At 38.2% G+C, this 18,956-nt stretch carries 16 protein-coding genes, 22 tRNA genes and 1 rRNA gene; 6 read left to right on the forward strand and 33 right to left on the reverse strand.

Features of this window, described 5'->3' with window-relative positions; all coding sequences use genetic code 11:
• Positions 1 to 114: 114 nt before the first annotated feature.
• Together CO726_RS16330 and CO726_RS16335 are read left to right on the forward strand one after the other, a co-directional pair.
• Entirely contained in the window at positions 115 to 1,068 is a 954-nt protein-coding gene (locus CO726_RS16330; RefSeq protein WP_099684964.1) for a 1,4-dihydroxy-2-naphthoate polyprenyltransferase, read from the forward strand.
• Between the two features lie 109 nt (positions 1,069 to 1,177).
• A complete protein-coding gene (locus CO726_RS16335) occupies positions 1,178 to 1,909 on the forward strand; it encodes a yteA family sporulation protein (protein ID WP_099684965.1) in 732 nt (243 codons plus the stop codon).
• Between the two features lie 44 nt (positions 1,910 to 1,953).
• Here the strand turns inward: CO726_RS16335 and cspD are convergent, their stop codons facing one another.
• Positions 1,954 to 2,154: a cold-shock protein CspD gene (cspD, locus tag CO726_RS16340; RefSeq protein WP_001193054.1), complete on the reverse strand. Its 201-nt coding sequence runs from the start codon at positions 2,152 to 2,154 to the stop codon at positions 1,954 to 1,956.
• A gap of 322 nt (positions 2,155 to 2,476) precedes the next feature.
• Here cspD and CO726_RS16345 point away from each other — a divergent pair, with 322 nt between their 5' ends.
• Positions 2,477 to 3,259, forward strand: coding sequence for a TIGR00266 family protein (locus tag CO726_RS16345; protein ID WP_099684966.1), 783 nt, complete (start codon positions 2,477 to 2,479; stop codon positions 3,257 to 3,259).
• A gap of 23 nt (positions 3,260 to 3,282) precedes the next feature.
• Here the strand turns inward: CO726_RS16345 and CO726_RS16350 are convergent, their stop codons facing one another.
• The gene (locus tag CO726_RS16350) at positions 3,283 to 4,053 is read right to left on the reverse strand and encodes a MerR family transcriptional regulator (protein WP_099684967.1); all 771 of its coding nucleotides are present in this window, start codon (positions 4,051 to 4,053) and stop codon (positions 3,283 to 3,285) included.
• Between the two features lie 141 nt (positions 4,054 to 4,194).
• Between CO726_RS16350 and CO726_RS16355 the strand changes: the two genes are divergently transcribed.
• Both CO726_RS16355 and CO726_RS32815 read left to right on the forward strand, forming a co-directional pair.
• Complete coding sequence (locus tag CO726_RS16355; RefSeq protein ID WP_043935178.1) at positions 4,195 to 4,917, forward strand: lipase family protein; 723 nt, start codon at positions 4,195 to 4,197, stop codon at positions 4,915 to 4,917.
• A 76-nt stretch (positions 4,918 to 4,993) separates the two neighbouring features.
• Positions 4,994 to 5,128: a hypothetical protein gene (locus CO726_RS32815; RefSeq protein WP_000911065.1), complete on the forward strand. Its 135-nt coding sequence runs from the start codon at positions 4,994 to 4,996 to the stop codon at positions 5,126 to 5,128.
• Positions 5,129 to 5,231: 103 nt separating this feature from the next.
• Here CO726_RS32815 and glgP read toward each other — a convergent pair whose 3' ends face one another.
• The 5 genes from glgP to glgB all read right to left on the reverse strand — a co-directional run bounded on the left by glgP (position 5,232) and on the right by glgB (position 13,269).
• On the reverse strand, positions 5,232 to 7,640 hold the full coding sequence (gene glgP, locus CO726_RS16365) for a glycogen phosphorylase (RefSeq protein WP_099684968.1): 2,409 nt from the start codon (positions 7,638 to 7,640) through the stop codon (positions 5,232 to 5,234).
• Positions 7,641 to 7,658: 18 nt separating this feature from the next.
• A complete protein-coding gene (glgA, locus tag CO726_RS16370) occupies positions 7,659 to 9,089 on the reverse strand; it encodes a glycogen synthase GlgA (RefSeq protein ID WP_099684978.1) in 1,431 nt (476 codons plus the stop codon).
• Positions 9,090 to 9,200: 111 nt separating this feature from the next.
• Positions 9,201 to 10,235 (reverse strand): glucose-1-phosphate adenylyltransferase subunit GlgD, encoded by a 1,035-nt coding sequence (glgD, locus tag CO726_RS16375; protein WP_099684969.1) that lies wholly within the window; start codon positions 10,233 to 10,235, stop codon positions 9,201 to 9,203.
• Positions 10,236 to 10,253: 18 nt separating this feature from the next.
• The gene (gene glgC, locus CO726_RS16380; protein ID WP_099684970.1) at positions 10,254 to 11,384 is read right to left on the reverse strand and encodes a glucose-1-phosphate adenylyltransferase; all 1,131 of its coding nucleotides are present in this window, start codon (positions 11,382 to 11,384) and stop codon (positions 10,254 to 10,256) included.
• Positions 11,332 to 13,269 carry a 1,4-alpha-glucan branching protein GlgB gene (gene glgB, locus CO726_RS16385; RefSeq protein ID WP_099684971.1) on the reverse strand — a complete coding sequence of 646 codons (1,938 nt, stop codon included), beginning with the start codon at positions 13,267 to 13,269 and terminating at the stop codon, positions 11,332 to 11,334. Before glgB ends, glgC begins: the two co-directional genes overlap by 53 nt.
• A 486-nt stretch (positions 13,270 to 13,755) precedes the next feature.
• On the opposite strand from glgB, the gene CO726_RS31510 reads away from it, so the two are divergent.
• On the forward strand, positions 13,756 to 14,028 hold the full coding sequence (locus CO726_RS31510) for a S8 family serine peptidase (protein ID WP_136699686.1): 273 nt from the start codon (positions 13,756 to 13,758) through the stop codon (positions 14,026 to 14,028).
• Positions 14,029 to 14,199: 171 nt separating this feature from the next.
• Here the strand turns inward: CO726_RS31510 and CO726_RS16395 are convergent, their stop codons facing one another.
• The 26 genes from CO726_RS16395 to rrf all read right to left on the reverse strand — a co-directional run bounded on the left by CO726_RS16395 (position 14,200) and on the right by rrf (position 18,947).
• Positions 14,200 to 15,144 carry an L-lactate dehydrogenase gene (locus CO726_RS16395; protein WP_099684972.1) on the reverse strand — a complete coding sequence of 315 codons (945 nt, stop codon included), beginning with the start codon at positions 15,142 to 15,144 and terminating at the stop codon, positions 14,200 to 14,202.
• A 309-nt stretch (positions 15,145 to 15,453) separates the two neighbouring features.
• Positions 15,454 to 15,603 carry a hypothetical protein gene (locus CO726_RS31820; RefSeq protein ID WP_169513042.1) on the reverse strand — a complete coding sequence of 50 codons (150 nt, stop codon included), beginning with the start codon at positions 15,601 to 15,603 and terminating at the stop codon, positions 15,454 to 15,456.
• Positions 15,603 to 16,679, reverse strand: coding sequence for a response regulator aspartate phosphatase (locus CO726_RS16400; protein WP_099684973.1), 1,077 nt, complete (start codon positions 16,677 to 16,679; stop codon positions 15,603 to 15,605). The genes CO726_RS31820 and CO726_RS16400 overlap by 1 nt, the downstream gene beginning before the upstream one ends.
• A 180-nt stretch (positions 16,680 to 16,859) precedes the next feature.
• Positions 16,860 to 16,931: transfer RNA gene (locus CO726_RS16405), tRNA-Glu, on the reverse strand.
• 6 nt (positions 16,932 to 16,937) lie between these two features.
• Positions 16,938 to 17,028, reverse strand: a tRNA-Ser gene (locus CO726_RS16410).
• Between the two features lie 7 nt (positions 17,029 to 17,035).
• A tRNA-Asn gene (locus tag CO726_RS16415) sits at positions 17,036 to 17,110 on the reverse strand.
• Between the two features lie 7 nt (positions 17,111 to 17,117).
• A tRNA-Ile gene (locus CO726_RS16420) sits at positions 17,118 to 17,194 on the reverse strand.
• A gap of 10 nt (positions 17,195 to 17,204) precedes the next feature.
• A tRNA-Gly gene (locus CO726_RS16425) sits at positions 17,205 to 17,275 on the reverse strand.
• 13 nt (positions 17,276 to 17,288) lie between these two features.
• Positions 17,289 to 17,364: transfer RNA gene (locus CO726_RS16430), tRNA-Lys, on the reverse strand.
• Positions 17,365 to 17,374: 10 nt separating this feature from the next.
• Positions 17,375 to 17,450: transfer RNA gene (locus CO726_RS16435), tRNA-Thr, on the reverse strand.
• A gap of 14 nt (positions 17,451 to 17,464) precedes the next feature.
• Positions 17,465 to 17,540: transfer RNA gene (locus tag CO726_RS16440), tRNA-Phe, on the reverse strand.
• Positions 17,541 to 17,552: 12 nt separating this feature from the next.
• Positions 17,553 to 17,628 (reverse strand) — tRNA-Asp (locus CO726_RS16445).
• A 3-nt stretch (positions 17,629 to 17,631) separates the two neighbouring features.
• Positions 17,632 to 17,708: transfer RNA gene (locus CO726_RS16450), tRNA-Met, on the reverse strand.
• A gap of 27 nt (positions 17,709 to 17,735) precedes the next feature.
• Positions 17,736 to 17,828 (reverse strand) — tRNA-Ser (locus CO726_RS16455).
• 17 nt (positions 17,829 to 17,845) lie between these two features.
• Positions 17,846 to 17,922: transfer RNA gene (locus CO726_RS16460), tRNA-Ile, on the reverse strand.
• A gap of 4 nt (positions 17,923 to 17,926) precedes the next feature.
• Positions 17,927 to 18,003: transfer RNA gene (locus CO726_RS16465), tRNA-Met, on the reverse strand.
• 20 nt (positions 18,004 to 18,023) lie between these two features.
• Positions 18,024 to 18,096: transfer RNA gene (locus tag CO726_RS16470), tRNA-Ala, on the reverse strand.
• A 16-nt stretch (positions 18,097 to 18,112) separates the two neighbouring features.
• A tRNA-Pro gene (locus CO726_RS16475) sits at positions 18,113 to 18,186 on the reverse strand.
• Between the two features lie 10 nt (positions 18,187 to 18,196).
• A tRNA-Arg gene (locus tag CO726_RS16480) sits at positions 18,197 to 18,270 on the reverse strand.
• A gap of 3 nt (positions 18,271 to 18,273) precedes the next feature.
• Positions 18,274 to 18,362, reverse strand: a tRNA-Leu gene (locus CO726_RS16485).
• A gap of 16 nt (positions 18,363 to 18,378) precedes the next feature.
• Positions 18,379 to 18,453 (reverse strand) — tRNA-Gly (locus CO726_RS16490).
• A 29-nt stretch (positions 18,454 to 18,482) separates the two neighbouring features.
• Positions 18,483 to 18,563 (reverse strand) — tRNA-Leu (locus CO726_RS16495).
• Between the two features lie 22 nt (positions 18,564 to 18,585).
• Positions 18,586 to 18,661: transfer RNA gene (locus tag CO726_RS16500), tRNA-His, on the reverse strand.
• Positions 18,662 to 18,670: 9 nt separating this feature from the next.
• Positions 18,671 to 18,746 (reverse strand) — tRNA-Thr (locus tag CO726_RS16505).
• A 4-nt stretch (positions 18,747 to 18,750) separates the two neighbouring features.
• A tRNA-Val gene (locus CO726_RS16510) sits at positions 18,751 to 18,826 on the reverse strand.
• Positions 18,827 to 18,831: 5 nt separating this feature from the next.
• Positions 18,832 to 18,947 (reverse strand): 5S ribosomal RNA (gene rrf, locus CO726_RS16515).
• Positions 18,948 to 18,956 lie beyond the last annotated feature (9 nt).

The following is an 18,956-nucleotide window of genomic DNA, read 5'->3' on the forward strand; positions in this document are numbered from 1 at the left end:
CGTTTAGCATTTCTGAGAAATTCACCTTCTCTTCCTAGAAAATAAACGTTGACACTAAATGATGCTTTTTCTACACTTAGTTGTGTACAATATGTGACTAAAGGAGGATTCAACATGGAAATGAACGTCGAAACGAATTCCTTTCCTACAGCGCCAAAGCCAAGTAAGCAAACAGGCTGGCGCATTTGGTGGAGTTTACTACGTCCCCATACATTAACAGCAGCTTTCGTTCCTGTTTTCATCGGAACAGCCTATGCGATGCAGGTCGGAGGTATAAATCAAATACATCTTCCTCTTTTCCTTATAATGCTTCTTGCTTGTCTTCTCATTCAAGCAGCAACAAACATGTTTAATGAATACTTTGATTATAAAAGAGGGCTCGATCACGAAGGTTCAGTTGGTATCGGCGGCGCTATCGTTCGCGATGGTATTCAGCCAAAAACAGTGCTTAACTTAGCATTTGGATTTTTTGGCATCGCAATACTATTAGGTGTTTATATTTGTATGAATTCTAGCTGGTGGCTTGCTGCAATCGGCCTTGTTTGTATGGCCGTTGCTTACCTTTACACAGGCGGCCCACTTCCAATTGCATATACACCATTTGGAGAGTTAACAGCCGGATTATTTATGGGTGTCATTATTATTGGGATTTCATTCTTTATTCAAACTGGAACTGTAACATCAGAAGTCATTTTACTATCTATTCCAAGCTCCATTTTAATTGGTGCCATTTTACTAGCTAATAACATTCGTGACTTGGATGGCGATAAAGAAAACGGTCGTAAAACGTTAGCAATTCTCGTTGGACGTGAAAGAGCCGTTGGTGTACTTGCTTCTATGTTCATCGTTTCCTACATTTGGACAATTGCTTTAATTATCGTGGGCATCGTATCACCATGGATGCTTATCGTATTTTTAAGTGCACCGAAAGCATTTAAAGCGACGAAAGGCTTTATCGGCAAAAGCATTCCAATGGAAATGGTACCTGCAATGATTGCAACAGCAAAAACAAATACAATCTTCGGTCTCCTCATGGGAATCGGATTACTACTTGGATATTTCCTCTAAAAGGAGTTGCTGACGCAGCTCCTTTTTCATATACCAATTTCAACTCATAATTCCTACTCTCGACGTTCATACTATGTAAAGAAACTGAATTGTAGGAAGGTGGACGACTATGCTAACTCCACAACAAATAAATCAATTTAAATCCGTTTTAGAAAAACAAAAACAAGAACTAGAACAAACGATACAAACACATGAAAATGAAGATCGTGCATCTGAACGCGATTCCGTTGGAGAATTATCTAGCTATGATAACCATCCAGCTGATATGGCAACAGAGCTATATGAACGTGAAAAAGACTTCGGACTTATTGAACTTTGGCATAAACAGCTAGAGGATACGAAACACGCCCTGCAAAAAATAGAAGCAGGTACGTACGGCATTTGTGAAGTTTCGGGTGAAGAAATTCCATTTGAAAGATTGGAAGCAATGCCGACTGCTACAACATGCGTTCAGTACGCAACAAATAAATTAAACATGGATGCGCGTCCAGTTGAAGAGGAAGTGTTATCCCCTTCTTTCCACAAGCATGATGAAGATCATTCTGTTGAGTACGATGCAGAAGATGCGTGGCAAGATGTTGCAAATTATGGAACATCTGAAACACCGTCTGATTTAGAAAGACAAGATTCAAAAAATTATAATGCCATGTACGTAAATAGCGAAGAGAATGTAGGCTATGTAGAGGATTTTGAGAACTTTATCGGTACAGATATGTATGGAAAAAATCCGCAAGTTTTCGCTACGGAAGAACATGAAGAATATGAACAAATGCTTGATGACTTTGAAGAACGTACCTTTAAGGGCGAATTATCTTCAAATGAGTCTAGCTCTAAAGAATAAAAAAAAGCATTCCGAAAATCGGAATGCTTTTTATCGCTAGCTAATTAGTTTTTTGTAACGTTAGCAGCTTGTGGTCCACGGTTACCTTCAACGATTTCGAAAGAAACTTCTTGACCTTCTTCTAAAGTTTTGAATCCGTCACCTTGGATAGCTGAGAAGTGAACGAATACATCGTCTCCACCTTCAACTTCGATGAAACCGAAACCTTTTTCGCTGTTAAACCATTTAACTTTACCTGTTTGCATGTCATGTACCTCCTAAATAAAAATGAAACTATGAATCCACATGAAAAGGTGGATATAAAGGACATGAATGTATAACAAGCTTACAGCCTTTAATTCAACGTGCTTTATTTCCGTACCACATTATGTAGCTCAATAGTGACTTCACTATATCACGCTATGTCAAAAACGTCAAATGAGAACACTTTCATTTCATCATTTTTTATAATCCTAGTATAACCTTAAATTTTCATTCTATTTTCATTCGAAAATTAACAAAACTACAGTATTCTAATTCTTATAATTTCTGTACAATATAATTACTACATATTTATGAGGTGAAAAAATGCAAGCACATGAAATCGAGTATAAGTTATACGGCGATGATATGCAGTTCGTTGAAATTGAATTAGATCCAGAAGAAAGCGTGATCGCAGAAGCTGGCGCAATGATGATGATGGAAGATTATATCGAAATGGAAACAATCTTCGGTGATGGTTCTGGACCATCTGGAGGTTTATTCGGAAAATTAATGGGCGCTGGTAAACGTCTCGTTACAGGTGAAAGCATGTTTATGACTGTATTTACAAATACAGGTCACGGCAAGCGCCACGTATCCTTTGCTGCTCCTTATCCTGGTAAAATTGTTCCTGTAGATTTAACAGAATATCAAGGAAAAGTAGTTTGCCAAAAAGATGCGTTTCTTTGTGCAGCAAAAGGCGTTTCTATCGGAATCGAGTTTACGAAAAAAATAGGAACTGGTTTCTTCGGTGGGGAAGGCTTTATCATGCAGAAACTCGAAGGTGATGGACTTGCTTTCATGCATGCAGGCGGAACTGTATATAAGCGTGAATTAAAACCCGGCGAAAGACTCCGCATTGATACAGGTTGTCTCGTTGCCATGACAAAAGATGTTAACTACGATGTCGAGTTCGTTGGAAAAGTAAAAACAGCTCTATTTGGCGGCGAAGGTTTATTCTTCGCAACGTTAGAAGGACCTGGAACAGTTTGGATCCAATCCTTAACACTTAGCCGCTTAGCTGCACGCCTAACAAGCCCAGCAGCACAAAGCAGCGGTGAAGGCAGCGTTTTAGGTGGACTTGGTCGTTTATTAGATGGGAAAGAATAAAAAGGGCCCTTATAGGGCTCTTTTTATTTAGGTGGACTATATAAACCATTCTGTATCATATAGTATTCCATCGCTTCGTTAAGCCATATCTCTTCTTCTTCCGTATAAGGAGATGGCATCATATTATTATATTGTTCTTCTGCATTCTCTAATTTACCTAGAGAATACATTGTCTCTTCACCAACATACTTAAGAGTCGCCTTCATATGTTCATCAACCAATTTTTGCACTTCTGAATCCTCAATTTGTCTTCCAAATAACCTTTTCACTTCTTTTGCTAAACGTACAAACTCTTTATCAAGTGCTATGCCCTCTTCTTCCGGCTTATTATATAATCCATCAGCCACTTCTTTTGATACATATCCTTCAAGCCATAAACGTTGTTCGTTTTCTTTTTGAATGCTGTTAATTAGACTCATTAATATGTCACTATCCAACTCTTCATCTTCCTCAAGACATACCATTGTTCGTTCAAGCGCCTTTATCGAAACTCCAATGTGCTGTCTCTTTTCTTCAAAGGCTTTTCTTTGTTGTTCCAACGTTTCTTTTAAACTTACATTCAAACTTGGCATTTTCAGCATGACGCTTATTTCTTCTAAACTATATCCTAATACTTTAAGACTCACTATTTTCTGTAGCTCTAATATATCTTTTCCTTTGTACACACGGTGACCAGAGCTAACATTCTTTTCAGGTTTAAGTAATCCAATTTCATCGTAATATTGGAGCGTTCGTATCGTTGTACCTGTTCCCCTTGAAAACTCACCAATTGAATAGCCTTCTCTTTTGCTCATCTTACACTCCTCCTAACAGTAGGTTTACAAAAATCATACTCCCTCACGTAACTGTAGGTTCAAGCTTTTTTTCTAAAAGAATGAATCAAGTCCCTCACTGCATATATTAAACTATACCTTTTCTTAAGGAGGGCTTCCTTAATGCGTACTCCTTTATCCTTTGATAAAGACACTGCCATACTGTTGGCTTCTTGTTGTGAGTTAACGTATGAACAATATAAACAAAATGGGATTTTTGAAATACCAGATGGTTTTCAATATGTACAAGGGTTTCAAGGAAAGGCGATTCAAACAACAGAATGGTTCGGATTTATATTAGAATCTGAGGATACAATTATCGTTGCCTTCAGGGGCACTCAAACAGACCCAGATTGGATTATTGACTCTCTCGTCAATCAAAAACCTTATCCTTATGCTTTAAATGGCGGAAATGTCCATCACGGCTTTCTCTCTATTTATGAGTCTTGTCGTGATTCTATTATGGATATGCTCGTATCATTGCCAGCACATAAAAAACTGCTAGCTACTGGGCATAGTCTAGGTGGCGCGCTTGCCACATTACACATATTAGATGCACGTATAAATACTGCCTTCGCACAGTATGGACTTTATACATTCGCTTCTCCAAAAGTAGGAGATATCGCTTTTCGAAATTATTATAAACTACAAGTAGCTAGTAGCTTTCGTTTCGTCAACTTATTCGATGTCGTTCCACTCCTCCCTCCCCGAAACATAAATTTTAATGATCATGATTGGGAGTATGCACACGTCCATCACAACATGACATTTACAAAAAACACAAAATCCATTACAAATAATCATTCCATTACAACATACAAAACATGTCTGACTTCTCATTTTTAACCAGTAAACAATTGGAAATAAAATATTCGTATACTATAATAATCTATGAAGTTATTTTTGGATGAGGGGACCTTACATGTTAAAATTTATCTTCGCATTTTTTCTTATTGTAATTTTTACGGTTACAGGTTTCTTTACATTTTCATACTTTGCGACAGGAGAGTATGATGGGGCAGGTATCATATATACCACTGTTCCATTTCTTTCTTAAGCAAAATAAATAAAACGAGCTTAATTTTATTAAGCCCGTTTTATTTATTAATATCCATTTCTGTTGGTAAATCGATAATATATCTCCCAATATAGCAACCTCTTTAAAACTGTTTAACTGCATTACCGATACCCCAAATTTCATTACTATACTGCAAAATCGTTCGATCGCTCGCAAAATGACCAGACTGTGCAATATTTAAAATCGACATTTCTAGCCACTTCGTTCGGTTTTCATAAGCTCTACCAACAGCTTCTTGCCTTTCCGCATATGGACCAAAATCTCGCAGAACGAAATATTCATCATTTTGAATTACGAGAGAATCGTAAATCGCTTCAAATTCAGCTCCCGACTGCGCAAAGAAACCATTTGTTAACTGATCTACTACTTTTTTAATGTGCATATTGTGGTGATAATAATCACTTGCACGATATCCACCATTTTGATAGTAATGAAGAACCTCTTCGGCCGTTAAACCGAAAATGAAACAGTTATCTTCACCAACTCGGTCTTTTATTTCAATATTTGCTCCGTCTAACGTGCCGATTGTAATAGCACCATTCATCATAAATTTCATATTACCTGTTCCTGATGCCTCTTTACTCGCAGTTGAAATTTGTTCACTTACATCTGCAGCTGGGAATATATCTTCCGCTACAGACACTCGGTAGTTTTCTAGAAAGATAACTTTCATATATTGGCTTACGTACGGATCATTATTCACTTTCCTTGCGAGTTCATTAATTAATTTAATAATTTTTTTCGCATAATAATAACCAGGTGATGCTTTCGCTCCAAAAATAAAAGTACGTGGATAAAATGTAAAACTAGCATCCTCTTTCAAACGGTTATACAAATATAAAATATGAAGAACATTTAATAATTGTCGTTTGTAAGCATGCAGTCTTTTTACTTGCACATCAAAAATAGAATTTGGATCAATTGTAATCCCCATTTTATTATGAATACGCTCCGCTAAAATCTCTTTACGCTCTTGTTTTACCTCTGCAAATTTCTCTTGGAAACTCGCATCATATTGAACTGTTTGCAGCGCTTGAAGCTTAATCGGTTCTTTCTTCCACTCTGTTCCAATCGCCTCTGAAATAAGGTGCGTCAGCTGCGGATTCGCCTTCATTAACCAGCGTCTATGAGCGATTCCATTCGTTTTATTATTAAACTTATCTGGATAAAACTCATAAAACAATCGCATTTCACGTTGCTTTAAAATTTCCGTATGAATTTTTGCTACACCGTTTACGCTATGGCTACCGACAATTGCTAAATGTGCCATTTTCACAAGATCATGCGCAATAATCGCCATCTCTTCAATACGATGCCATTCATATGGATAACGTTCCCAAAGTTCATGACAGAAACGTTCATTAATCTCTTCAATAATCATATAAATTCTAGGTAATAACGGTTTAAAAATGTGAATTGGCCACTTCTCAAGCGCTTCTGATAACGTTGTGTGATTCGTATAAGAAATCGTTTGCGTCGTTATATGCCAAGCTTCTTCCCATGCTAATTTTTCTTCATCTAATAAAATACGCATCAGTTCTGGAATCGCCAAAACTGGATGTGTATCATTAATATGAATCGCAATTTTCTCATGTAATTTGCGAAGGTCGCCATATCTTTCTCTATGCATACGAACGATATTTTGCAAACTTGCTGATACGAGGAAATACTGTTGTTTCAAACGAAGTATTTTCCCCTCATCATGCGTATCATCTGGATATAAAAACTCCGATACCGCCTCTGTTTCACGCTTATATTTCAAAATATCTTTGCAATTTTGCGGGAAAGGAACTGGTTCAGCATTCCAAAGTCTAAGTGTATTTACAGTACTCGTCTCATAACCTACTACTGGAACGTCATATGGTACTGCCATAATTACTTCTGCATTCGTATGCCTGAACTCTAAACGTCCATCAATGTATAGTGGTTCCACATTACCGAAATAACTTACTTCTACAGCTTGATCATGCCTTCTTACTTCCCATACGTTTTCATGAAGAAGCCACTGTTCTGGAAATTCAACTTGATAACCATCAACAATTTTTTGATCAAATAAGCCGTGTTTATAACGAATTCCACAGCCATGACCTGGTAAGTTTAAAGAGGCAAGTGAATCAAGGAAACAAGCTGCTAATCGTCCAAGTCCACCATTTCCAAGACCTGCATCTGCTTCCACTTCTTCTAATTCTTGCAACGAAATACCAAGCTCAGAAAGTCCTTGCTCACATACATCCCTGATTCCTAAATTTAATATGTTACTTCCAAGCAAACGCCCAAGTAAAAACTCAATGGATAAGTAATACATTTGCTTTTGCTCTCCAGATCGATAACTTTCGTTCGTTGCAATCCATTGACTATTCATATACTCACGTACCATGTACCCAAGCGTATTGTACTGATCACGAGTTGTAGAGTCTTTAAAACTTTTACCATACATCGTCTCTAACTTTTCTAGAAAAGCTGATTTGAAACTTTCAACATGAGTAAACATTTCTTCACCACCTACATGTTATTCCATGAGACTTTTATACAATTTCTTATAGGCAAGAGCTGATTTCTCCCAGCTGTAATCTTCAGTCATCGCTTGTTTTACAAGCTGCTCCCATACCGGTTTATCGTGGTAAAATTCAATTGCACGACGAACCGTGTGCAACATGTCATGCGCATTAAAGTTCGTGAAACTGAAACCATTTCCTTCTCCAGTTTCTTCGTCATAAGATTGTACAGTATCATTTAATCCGCCTGTCTCTCTTACAATCGGAATTGTACCGTACGCTAATGCGATAAGTTGTCCAAGTCCACATGGTTCAAATAGTGATGGCATTAAGAATAAATCACTTCCCGCATACACTTGATGAGCTAATTCTTCATTAAATCCGATATACACTTTTACCTTCTCAGGATACTCATATGCCATCCACTCAAAGAATTGTTCATATTCAGAGTCACCTGATCCTAAAATAATACATTGTACATCTTCCTCCATTATTTCGCGGAATACAGTACGTACTAAATCAAGACCTTTTTGCTTCGTTAATCTCGTTACCATTGAAATAATCGGTGTATCTTCTTTTTCTGGCAAACCAAAATAACGCTGCAATGCGCGTTTATTTTCATTTTTCTCATATAATGAATCTGCATCGTACTGAGCAGTAATATACGTATCCGTTTCTGGATTATATACGCTCGTATCAATTCCATTTACGATGCCGCTAAGCTTACCATTATATTTTCGTAACAACCCATCTAACTTCTCACCGAAAAACTCATATTGAATTTCTTCTTTGTATGTCGGGCTAACCGCTGTAATTTGATCAGAAGCGATAATACCACCCTTCATAAAGTTCACATTTCCATAAAACTCTAACTGCTCACTATGAAAATATTCATCACCAAGTTCTAACAAGTCGTACATCACTTCAGGAGGAAATACACCTTGGAACTGCAAGTTATGAATCGTATATACTGTTTTAATATGCTCGTATAATGGGTTATCTTGATACTTTTCACGCAGTAAGAAATTCACCATAGCTGTATGCCAATCATGGCTATGAAGAACATCCACTTCAAAATCAAGATGCGGGATACACTCTAATACTGCTTTTGAAAAATAAGAAAAACGCTCTCCGTCATCGTAATGACCATACAGAGAATCCCTCTTAAAATAATATTCATTATCTATTAAGTAATACGTAATCCCATCCTGTTCACCTTTTAAAATTCCGCAATATTGATTTCTCCACCCAAGCGGGACGTTAATTACTTTATGTAACGTACATCCATCCCTTAATTTTTGCGGAATAAGACTATAGTTAGGTAGTATAATGCGAACGTCCACACCTAATTTTTTCAGCTCTTTTGGGAGCGCACCTGCTACATCAGCTAATCCTCCCGATTTAACAAATGGTACACATTCTGATACTGCAAATAAAATATTCACTTGTTGTCCCACTGCACGAAAAGCTTATACTACTTCCCTTGCAGCTTCCTCCCTTCGAGTTTTCATTTGAATTAAAACTTTAATCAGTGGAGGAATCCCCCCACTGATTTCTTAAGAGTAACTATTAATCGTACTGTTTTGAACGCTTCCTTTTTCGATAACGTATGGCTCATCGGCGTTTCCTTTTAGTACAACACCGTCACCAATTTTCACATCTTTATCAATAATAACACCGTCTATTATACAGTTATCTCCAATTTGGCTCTTTTGCATAATAATGCTATTACGAACAATTGAACCTTTCCCAATTTTAACTGAACGGGAGACAACACTGTTTTCTACTTCCCCTTCAATAATACTGCCGTTTGCAATCATTGTATTTTTCACGACTGCACCCTTTACATAACGAGTTGGTGGTTCATCTTTTACTTTCGTAAAGATCGGTGCTTCTTTCTTAAATACTTGCTTCCAAATAGCAGGTTGCAAAATTTCTAAGCTATGTTTATAGTAACTTTCAATCGAATCAATAATAGCTACATATCCTGTATGCTCATACGTAGCAATATGTAGTGATTTTCCGCGCTTTTCCCTCACTACATCGAATAAGCTATATTGCTCCACATCCTTATATGACTCAAATAAATCTAACAATAATTGTTTCCTTAACACGTATGTTTGAAGCGAAACCCCTTCATGGCAAACTTCCGTAATGTCAGCTGCCGTATGTATATGTCGCTCTAACACCGCTTGAAAATTTAATGCTGTTACGAGATGGCTATTCGTGATAACAACGTATTCTTCTCTAGCTCTTAGAAAATAATCAATATGTCTTCTAAAATGTGCAAAAGATCCAAATTCATCTTGGTCACATTGACAGTTTGGCGGGAATAAAAACAGTCCGTCTCGTTTTCTATCTAAATCCCACTGTTTGCCTGAACCAACATGGTCCATTAGTGAACGGTTTTTATGGCTTGTAAAAACTGCCACACTATGAATATTAGAATTCACCATATTTGAAAGCATGAAATCAATGAGTCGATAACGGCCCCCAAATGGTAACGCCGCTAGTGAACGATGCCCTGTTACTTTCTTTAAGGAAGGAAAACTTCCCGTTGCATTAATAATTCCTAACATTTTTTCTCCCATTCATTTCATCCCCCTTTTCTATTTCCCTTCAGCAATGAGTACTACATCGTCAACATTCTTTTCTGGACGAATGATTGTTCCATCTTCAATAACCATTTCCGATCCAACGATTGCTCTTTCAATCACAACATTTTTACCAATCTTTGCTCCTGGCATAACGACAGAATCAATAACCATACTACCTTCTTCCACCGTCACCCCTTGAAATAGGACAGAATGCTTTACGTCCCCTTCAATGACGCATCCTTCGTTAATAAGTGACTCTTCTACTTTTGCCTTTTCAGCAATATATTGAGGCGGTTCGTTTGGATTAACAGAATAAATACGCCAATTACGATCGTTTAAATTCAGCGATGTTTCGTCGCGAAGTAAATCCATATTCGCTTCCCATAAGCTCTTCACTGTTCCAACATCTTTCCAATATCCTTCAAACGGATACGCCATTAGCTTCTTCCCTTCATCTAATAAAAGCGGAAGCACATCTTTTCCGAAATCATTACTAGATTCAGGGTTTCTTGCATCCATCTCTAAATATTCTTTCAAAATTGCCCAGTTAAAAATATAAATTCCCATTGATGCAAGATTACTTCTTGGAAATTGCGGTTTCTCTTCAAATTCAACAATCTCCATCTCTTCGTTCGTATTCATAATGCCGAAACGACTCGCCTCATCCCAATGTACTTCAATAACAGAAATTGAAACGTCCGCTTCTTTCTCAATATGGTAATCTAGCATTTTACTGTAATCCATTTTATAAATATGGTCGCCTGATAAAATCAGAACATACTCTGGTTCATATTGACTTAAATAGTTTAAGTTTTGATAAATGGCACTTGCCGTACCTGTGTACCACTTCACACCTGAAGACTCCGCATAAGGGGGTAACACTGTGACTCCACCGTTTACTCGGTCTAAATCCCACGCATTGCCGATTCCGATATAATTATGCAATTCGAGTGGTTGATATTGCGTCAAAATCCCAACCGTTTCAATACCAGAATTCGCGCAGTTACTTAGCGTAAAATCAATAATGCGATATTTACCACCAAATGGAACAGCTGGCTTGGCTAAATTTTTTGTTAATGCACTTAATCGACTACCTTTTCCCCCTGCTAGTAACATTGCTACGCACTTTTGTTTTTGAGCCATCTTGTGTTTTGCTCCCCTTTCTCGTCTTCACTGGTCGTAATATGGATACGCCAAATGGTGGAATTGTAATTTCTACATGTGCCGCTTGATTATGATACGGTTCTTGAATCGCCTTAAGCCGTTTCTTATTCACTTGCCCCGATCCGCCATATTGCTCAGCATCACTATTTAAAATCTCGTTATAATTCTCGAAATCTGGTACACCTACTTTATAGTTTTCATATGTAGCTTTCGTAAAATTACATACGACAACTAACGCATCTTCTTGTTTATCCCCTTGGCGGATAAACGAGAAAATACTTTGCTCATGATTATTAGCATCTATCCACTGAAATCCTTCAGGTGAATGATCAAGCTGCCAAAGTGGTTTGGAGCGCTTATACAATGCTATGAGCTCTTTAAAGTAATCATGCATATAACGATGCATTTCAAAATCATGTAAATTCCAATCTAAATCTTCAAGGTCTTTCCACTCATCAAACTGCCCGAATTCTCCTCCCATGAAAAGTAATTTCTTTCCTGGGTGAGTAAAGAAATATCCATATAATAAACGAAGTTGAGCAAACTTATCCCAGTAATCTCCTGGCATTTTATTTAATAACGACTTTTTCCCATGAACGACTTCATCATGAGAAAGCGGTAATATAAAATTTTCAGAGTAAGCATATAGTATAGAGAACGTCATTTTCTCATGAATATACTTCCTGTACTCAGGCGCACACTCCATATACTTCAGCACATCATTCATCCAGCCCATATTCCATTTGTAATTGAACCCAAGCCCACCTTCATACGTTGGAGCTGTTACAAGTGGCCAAGCTGTTGAATCTTCTGCTGTCATAAGAAAATCTTCATCTTCTGCAAACACCGCTTCATTTAACTCTCGTAAAAATGAAACAGCGTGCTCATTACTTTGCTCTTGCCCTTCTTTATTCCAGTACAGCATGTTCGCAACTGCATCTACCCTGAAACCGTCAATGTGGAAATATCTCATCCAAAATAATGCATTTGAAATTAAGAAATTACGCACTTCCCTCTTTCCTAAATCAAAGTTGACAGTTCCCCATACTGGATTTTCTTGCACATCTTTATCTTTATATTCATAAGTCGGTGTCCCATCAAACAAATATAAACCGTGAGTATCTTTACAAAAATGCCCCGGCACCCAATCTAAAATGACACCGATTCCATATTTATGACATTCATCGACAAAATGCATCAAATCATGTGGTGTGCCGAATCTACTCGTTGCTGCATAATATCCCGTCCCTTGGTATCCCCAAGAACGATCATATGGATGCTCAACAAGCGGCATAATTTCAATATGTGTAAATTGATGTTCCACCACATAAGGAATGAGTTCTTCTGCCATTTCCCTGTAAGAATACAGTGTTCCGTCTTCTTTCTTTTTCCAAGAACCGAAATGTAATTCATAAACCGTCATCGCTTCTTTATAAACCGATTTTTTCTTTTTCTTACGGCTCCAGTTTTTATCATTCCATTCATATCCCTTTATATCAAAAACTACAGATGCCGTATTCGGTCTTACTTCTGCATACACAGCATACGGATCTGCTTTAAAAATAACGTCACCAGTCATCGTTTCAATCGCATATTTATATATTTCCCTTTCTTCAATATGCGGTATAAACAAGGACCAAATCCCCTCTTCTGTCACTTGTAGCATCTTATGTTGCTCATAATCCCATTCATTAAAATCTCCAACAACACTCATTGCTTTCGCATGAGGAGCCCATACTGTAAATCGTACACCTCGCATCTCATCTTCCGTCACAACATGTGCGCCAAAGATGTTATAACTTTCATAGTACTTTTCTGTATGAAACTCATCTCGTTTCACTTCTTCACAATTTATTACACTCAATATGCTCACCTCACTAAGATGACAGAATTTTTTATACTTTACCAATTCTGCGAAAAACTGAAATATCCTTGTTAATTTATAAAAAATATACGTTTTTTTCTTGAAAATATTGTTTTTTTTTCACATTTCCATATAAAATATCGAATTTTGACGAATATTCATTGAAAACGCTTCATTTCCTACTAGACTTTTATCCTATTATTTATTTCTCACCCCCTATTTTATTAGGTTTATCCTATTTTTCACGCTATTTTTCACTTAAAATCGCAACAAAATAATCTGTCATAAAAAATGTTTCTCAACATTTTTCGTCACAATTTTATTGAAACGGAAAATTCATACTTATATATTAGTTCTCAATAAAGAACATTTTTTCGCGACTACAATTCATAGCGGACTACTATGCTTACTTATTTATCCTTGTTACGAACAATCGCTATAAAAATTTAACTAGGGGTCTTTCTCATGTCATTAAAAAAAGTAGGAATGGGAGTCGACAAGTTACATAGCGAGGGCATTACCGGAAAAAGAATTAAAGTTGGTGTATTAGATACAGGTATTGATTACAATCACCCTGACTTAAAAGACGGCGACCTTAATAAAGATGGTATTGTCGACGAAAAAGATATTCGTTTCGTTGAAAAGAACTTCTTGAAAAAAGGATCGGATGCATCTAAATCACAAACACCTGTTGAAAAATCAAAAAGCGGTACACTTGCAGATATTTTAAAGAAATTGGGATTAACGCCTAAAAAATAATAATAAAGAGCACTCTAGATAAAGTAGAGTGCTCTTTTCTATAAACCACCCTTATCCAGTAAAAGGGGTATATTGGGGATATACAAGGAAAACCGGAAAAGGAATTTATATTAAATTATATGAATTCAGAGGTAGGAAGCAGTTTCCCGCCTCTGAATGATTTAGCAATTATTATAGTACTGGTGCCATTGTTTCTTTTAATACTTTTACAGAATGAGCGAATTTCGCTTTTTCTTCTTCATTTAACTCAAGCTCTACGATTTCACGTACACCTTCACGGTTAATTACAGCTGGAACACCTACGTAAGCATCTTTCTCACCGTATTGACCTTCAAGGTATGCAGATACAGTTAATACGCTGTTCTCGTTGTTTAAGATTGCTTTAGTTACACGAAGTAGTGACATACCGATTCCGTAGTAAGTTGCACCTTTACGCTCGATGATATGGTAAGCTGCATCACGTACATTTTCGAAGATTTTATCTAAGTCTTCTTGTTTGTACTGTTCGTTGTTAGCTAAGATTGTTTCTAGTTTTTGTACACCGATAGTAGCGTGGCTCCATACTGGAAGTTCAGTGTCACCGTGTTCACCAACGATGTAAGCATGAACGTTACGTGGATCTACATCTAAGTAGTCACCTAACATGTAACGAAAACGAGCAGAGTCTAAAGTAGTACCAGAACCAATTACGCGCTCTTTTGGCAATCCAGATTCTCTCCAAGTTACGTAAGTTAAAATATCAACTGGGTTAGTTGCGATTAAGAAGATTCCATCGAATCCGCTATCCATAATACCGCGAACGATTTGTTTAAAGATCTTTGTATTTTTCTCAACTAAGTCTAAACGAGTTTCACCTGGCTTTTGTGGTAATCCAGCAGTGATAACTACTAAATCTGCATCTTTACAATCTGCATAGCTACCGCTCCAAACTTTTGTTGGTGATGGAGAGAATGGTACCGCATGGCTTAAGTCCATTGCTTCCCCTTCTGCTTTTGCTTCATTAACATCTACTAATACGAATTCTTCAGCTACACCTTGGTTGATCATTGAGTAAGCGTAACTACAACCTACAGCTCCTGTTCCTACTAATACTACACGATTGATACCTTTTTTCATGGTAATTTCCCCTCTCTATTGTTCACATATATTTTTTTATGATTGTTTAAGTAATTAATTAAAATACTAATTTAATGTTGTTTAACTTCTTTACACTCATATTGTAGCACGTATTATTGTGAATCAATTCACAAATTATGACCTATTTGTGAACTTTTTCACATAGAGTGTAAAGTTATTGGAATAGGTGTGGAATCAATCCCAATAAACATAATTTCATCTAATAAAAAAAGAATCCTTATCGATTCTTAAGGATTCTTTCAAAGAACTAAAAAATTCAGTTTTAATTCTTAAAACCTAAAAGTTTTTTCATGTTTCTCCATGAGTATTTGTATACTGTGCTACTTCAGATTTTACAGGGAACAATGTCTCTCCATGTGTATTAGAAGATGATACAGGTGTAAAAAACATAAATCCAGCGAATACTAAACCTACAGTACTAATGATGAATTTCTTCATTACTTCAAAGCACCTCTTTTCTCCATTTCTTGTTTAGCATGATACCCTATATGAAAGTATTCACTAACCTTTAGATGATTACCTTCATAATAATATTTATTCGCCATTTCCTCTGCATATTTTTGAACAAAATGCCAAAGTTCTTCTTCTTCAAAGTATCTAATTCCCGACCGAACAACACAATCAAATTCTTCAATTTTTCTTTGGCGAACTCTTGCATTTAAAATAGATAGGTGATGTACATATTCTTTGTTACCTTGTTCTCTGCATAATTCTAATCCTTTTTCTATATATGTTAGCGCTGTACTCTCTTTATTTAATTGTGCATACTCTTTAGCAAGTAAAAACATAGTTTTACAGCTACTCTCCAAAGATTTAGATAAATGATTAATTGCAAGTTCTGGAATATTTTGATCCGAATATAGTAACCCTAAATTATGACGAATCTTCAATGCAAGTGTAACGTAATTTTGTTTAGTCGCAATATCCAATGCAGTAATAAAGTGTTCTTCTGCTAACTCATATTGCTTTAAAGATGTGCTTGCCAGTCCCATAATATTTTCACATAACGCAATACATCCCTCATATCCCTCTTCGGCTAAATATAAGTTCTTAGCCTTCACCACATAGTTCATAGCGTTTAAAGGTTGATATGTATAATAATTAAATATAGCAAATTGATAAGTAAATTCCGCTACTTCAAGTTCATCTGGAGAATTTACAATTAACTCTTCTGCTAAATTGAAATTCTTTTTAGCATCGCTATAACGTCCGATTTTTGTAAAATAAATTGCCGTAAAGAAATGGTAATAATATTTCAATACTTTATCACCTGAAGCCTCTTCTAATTCCAATATACCCCTATCTAATTTAGGCATATTATTTTCCATCAAATCGTATCTAAACTCAAGTAGTTTATAATAAATAGAAAGTGTATCATCTTTTTCTATATCTTTCATTAATCCTTCAACATCAATTTTTAAATTTTGTACTGATAGTAATGATTGTGATCTCATTGCAATATACCACTGGTTCATTAATTTAGTAATCTTCTCATTACCTTTTATAAGAATCACATATACTCCCCCTTCATAAAAACATACGATTATTCATTTATACTATCAGGAAGAACAGCGCACTAACAGGGGGATAAGACATTTAAAAATATTTATCAAGATTATTCAGATAATTGAAGCCGTACATTCATTTTTTACACAACAAAAAAGAGATAGCAGATTATGCTATCTCTTTTAGTATGACCCGTACGGGATTCGAACCCGTGTTACCGCCGTGAAAGGGCGGTGTCTTAACCACTTGACCAACGGGCCAATTACTGGCAGAGAAGAAGGGATTCGAACCCTCGCACCGCGTTCGCGATCTACTCCCTTAGCAGGGGAGCCCCTTGAGCCACTTGGGTACTTCTCTATAAATATGGCTCCGCAGGTAGGACTCGAACCTACGACCGATCGGTTAACAGCCGATAGCTCTACCACTGAGCTACTGCGGAACAATTATGGTGGGCCTAAATGGACTCGAACCATCGACCTCACGCTTATCAGGCGTGCGCTCTAACCAGCTGAGCTATAGGCCCATAATTGAAAAGCGGGTGAAGAGAATCGAACTCTCGACCAGAGCTTGGAAGGCTCTTGTTTTACCACTAAACTACACCCGCATTAAATTGTAAATGGTGAGCCATGAAGGACTCGAACCTTCGACCCTCTGATTAAAAGTCAGATGCTCTACCAACTGAGCTAATGGCTCATTTTGAAAGTGGTGCCGGCTAGAGGACTTGAACCCCCAACCTACTGATTACAAGTCAGTTGCTCTACCAATTGAGCTAAGCCGGCTTGCGACTTCAAAATGGTGGCTCGGGACGGAATCGAACCGCCGACACGAGGATTTTCAGTCCTCTGCTCTACCGACTGAGCTACCGAGCCTTTATGTAAAAATGGCGGTCCCGACCGGGGTCGAACCGGCGATCTCCTGCGTGACAGGCAGGCATGTTAACCACTACACCACGGGACCATTTGGTTGCGGGGACAGGATTTGAACCTGCGACCTTCGGGTTATGAGCCCGACGAGCTACCGTGCTGCTCCACCCCGCGATGATAAAATATTCACTTTATAAAAAATGGAGGAGGTAGAGGGATTCGAACCCCCGCGCGACTCTCGCCGCCTGTCGGTTTTCAAGACCGATCCCTTCAGCCGAACTTGGGTATACCTCCGAGATATAAACGTCTAATGGTGGACCTTGTAGGACTCGAACCTACGACCGGACGGTTATGAGCCGTCTGCTCTAACCAGCTGAGCTAAAGGTCCTTTATGGTAGCGGCGGAGGGGATCGAACCCCCGACCTCACGGGTATGAACCGTACGCTCTAGCCAGCTGAGCTACACCGCCATAAATGATATTAAGATAAGTGGAGCCTAGCGGGATCGAACCGCTGACCTCCTGCGTGCAAGGCAGGCGCTCTCCCAGCTGAGCTAAGGCCCCATGTTTTTTGGGAATATCGGGAAGACAGGATTTGAACCTGCGACCCCCTGGTCCCAAACCAGGTGCTCTACCAAGCTGAGCCACTTCCCGTTAATAAAAGCGCGCCCGAGAGGAGTCGAACCCCTAACCTCTTGATCCGTAGTCAAACGCTCTATCCAATTGAGCTACGGGCGCATATGGTGCCGAGGGCGGGGGTCGAACCCGCACGGTGGTCACCCACCGCAGGATTTTAAGTCCTGTGCGTCTGCCTGTTCCGCCACCCCGGCATGTCATATTGAAAATTGGAGCGGAAGACGGGATTCGAACCCGCGACCCCAACCTTGGCAAGGTTGTATTCTACCACTGAACTACTTCCGCAAGACATGTATGAGTTATTTAATTAAAAGTGCGGGTGAAGGGAGTCGAACCCCCACGCCAAAGGCGCCAGATCCTAAGTCTGGTGCGTCTGCCAATTCCGCCACACCCGCATATTAATTTATTTAAGAAAAATGGGGCGACTGATGGGAATCGAACCCACGAATGCCGGAGCCACAATCCGGTGCGTTAACCACTTCGCCACAACCGCCATGATTTCTGGTGCCGACTAGAGGACTTGAACCCCCAACCTACTGATTACAAGTCAGTTGCTCTACCAATTGAGCTAAGTCGGCTAAATGGTGGAGGATGACGGGATCGAACCGCCGACCCCCTGCTTGTAAGGCAGGTGCTCTCCCAGCTGAGCTAATCCTCCGGATTGCCTGGCAACGTCCTACTCTCACAGGGACAAGGTCCCAACTACCATCGGCGCTAGAGAGCTTAACTTCCGTGTTCGGTATGGGAACGGGTGTGACCTCTCTGCCATCATTACCAGACTGTATTCA

Origin of the sequence: Bacillus fungorum (assembly GCF_002746455.1) — a bacterium.
Lineage (GTDB): Bacteria > Bacillota > Bacilli > Bacillales > Bacillaceae_G > Bacillus_A > Bacillus_A fungorum.

What these genes read in the sequence shown, in the direction of transcription:
- CO726_RS16330 (WP_099684964.1), top strand. Translation starts at nt 115, where the DNA reads ATGGAAATGAACGTCGAAACGAATTCCTTTCCTACAGCGCCAAAGCCA.
- CO726_RS16335 (WP_099684965.1), top strand. Translation starts at nt 1,178, where the DNA reads ATGCTAACTCCACAACAAATAAATCAATTTAAATCCGTTTTAGAAAAA.
- cspD (WP_001193054.1), bottom strand. Translation starts at nt 2,154, where the DNA reads ATGCAAACAGGTAAAGTTAAATGGTTTAACAGCGAAAAAGGTTTCGGT.
- CO726_RS16345 (WP_099684966.1), top strand. Translation starts at nt 2,477, where the DNA reads ATGCAAGCACATGAAATCGAGTATAAGTTATACGGCGATGATATGCAG.
- CO726_RS16350 (WP_099684967.1), bottom strand. Translation starts at nt 4,053, where the DNA reads ATGAGCAAAAGAGAAGGCTATTCAATTGGTGAGTTTTCAAGGGGAACA.
- CO726_RS16355 (WP_043935178.1), top strand. Translation starts at nt 4,195, where the DNA reads ATGCGTACTCCTTTATCCTTTGATAAAGACACTGCCATACTGTTGGCT.
- CO726_RS32815 (WP_000911065.1), top strand. Translation starts at nt 4,994, where the DNA reads ATGTTAAAATTTATCTTCGCATTTTTTCTTATTGTAATTTTTACGGTT.
- glgP (WP_099684968.1), bottom strand. Translation starts at nt 7,640, where the DNA reads ATGTTTACTCATGTTGAAAGTTTCAAATCAGCTTTTCTAGAAAAGTTA.
- glgD (WP_099684969.1), bottom strand. Translation starts at nt 10,235, where the DNA reads ATGGGAGAAAAAATGTTAGGAATTATTAATGCAACGGGAAGTTTTCCT.
- glgC (WP_099684970.1), bottom strand. Translation starts at nt 11,384, where the DNA reads ATGGCTCAAAAACAAAAGTGCGTAGCAATGTTACTAGCAGGGGGAAAA.
- CO726_RS31510 (WP_136699686.1), top strand. Translation starts at nt 13,756, where the DNA reads ATGGGAGTCGACAAGTTACATAGCGAGGGCATTACCGGAAAAAGAATT.
- CO726_RS16395 (WP_099684972.1), bottom strand. Translation starts at nt 15,144, where the DNA reads ATGAAAAAAGGTATCAATCGTGTAGTATTAGTAGGAACAGGAGCTGTA.
- CO726_RS31820 (WP_169513042.1), bottom strand. Translation starts at nt 15,603, where the DNA reads ATGAAGAAATTCATCATTAGTACTGTAGGTTTAGTATTCGCTGGATTT.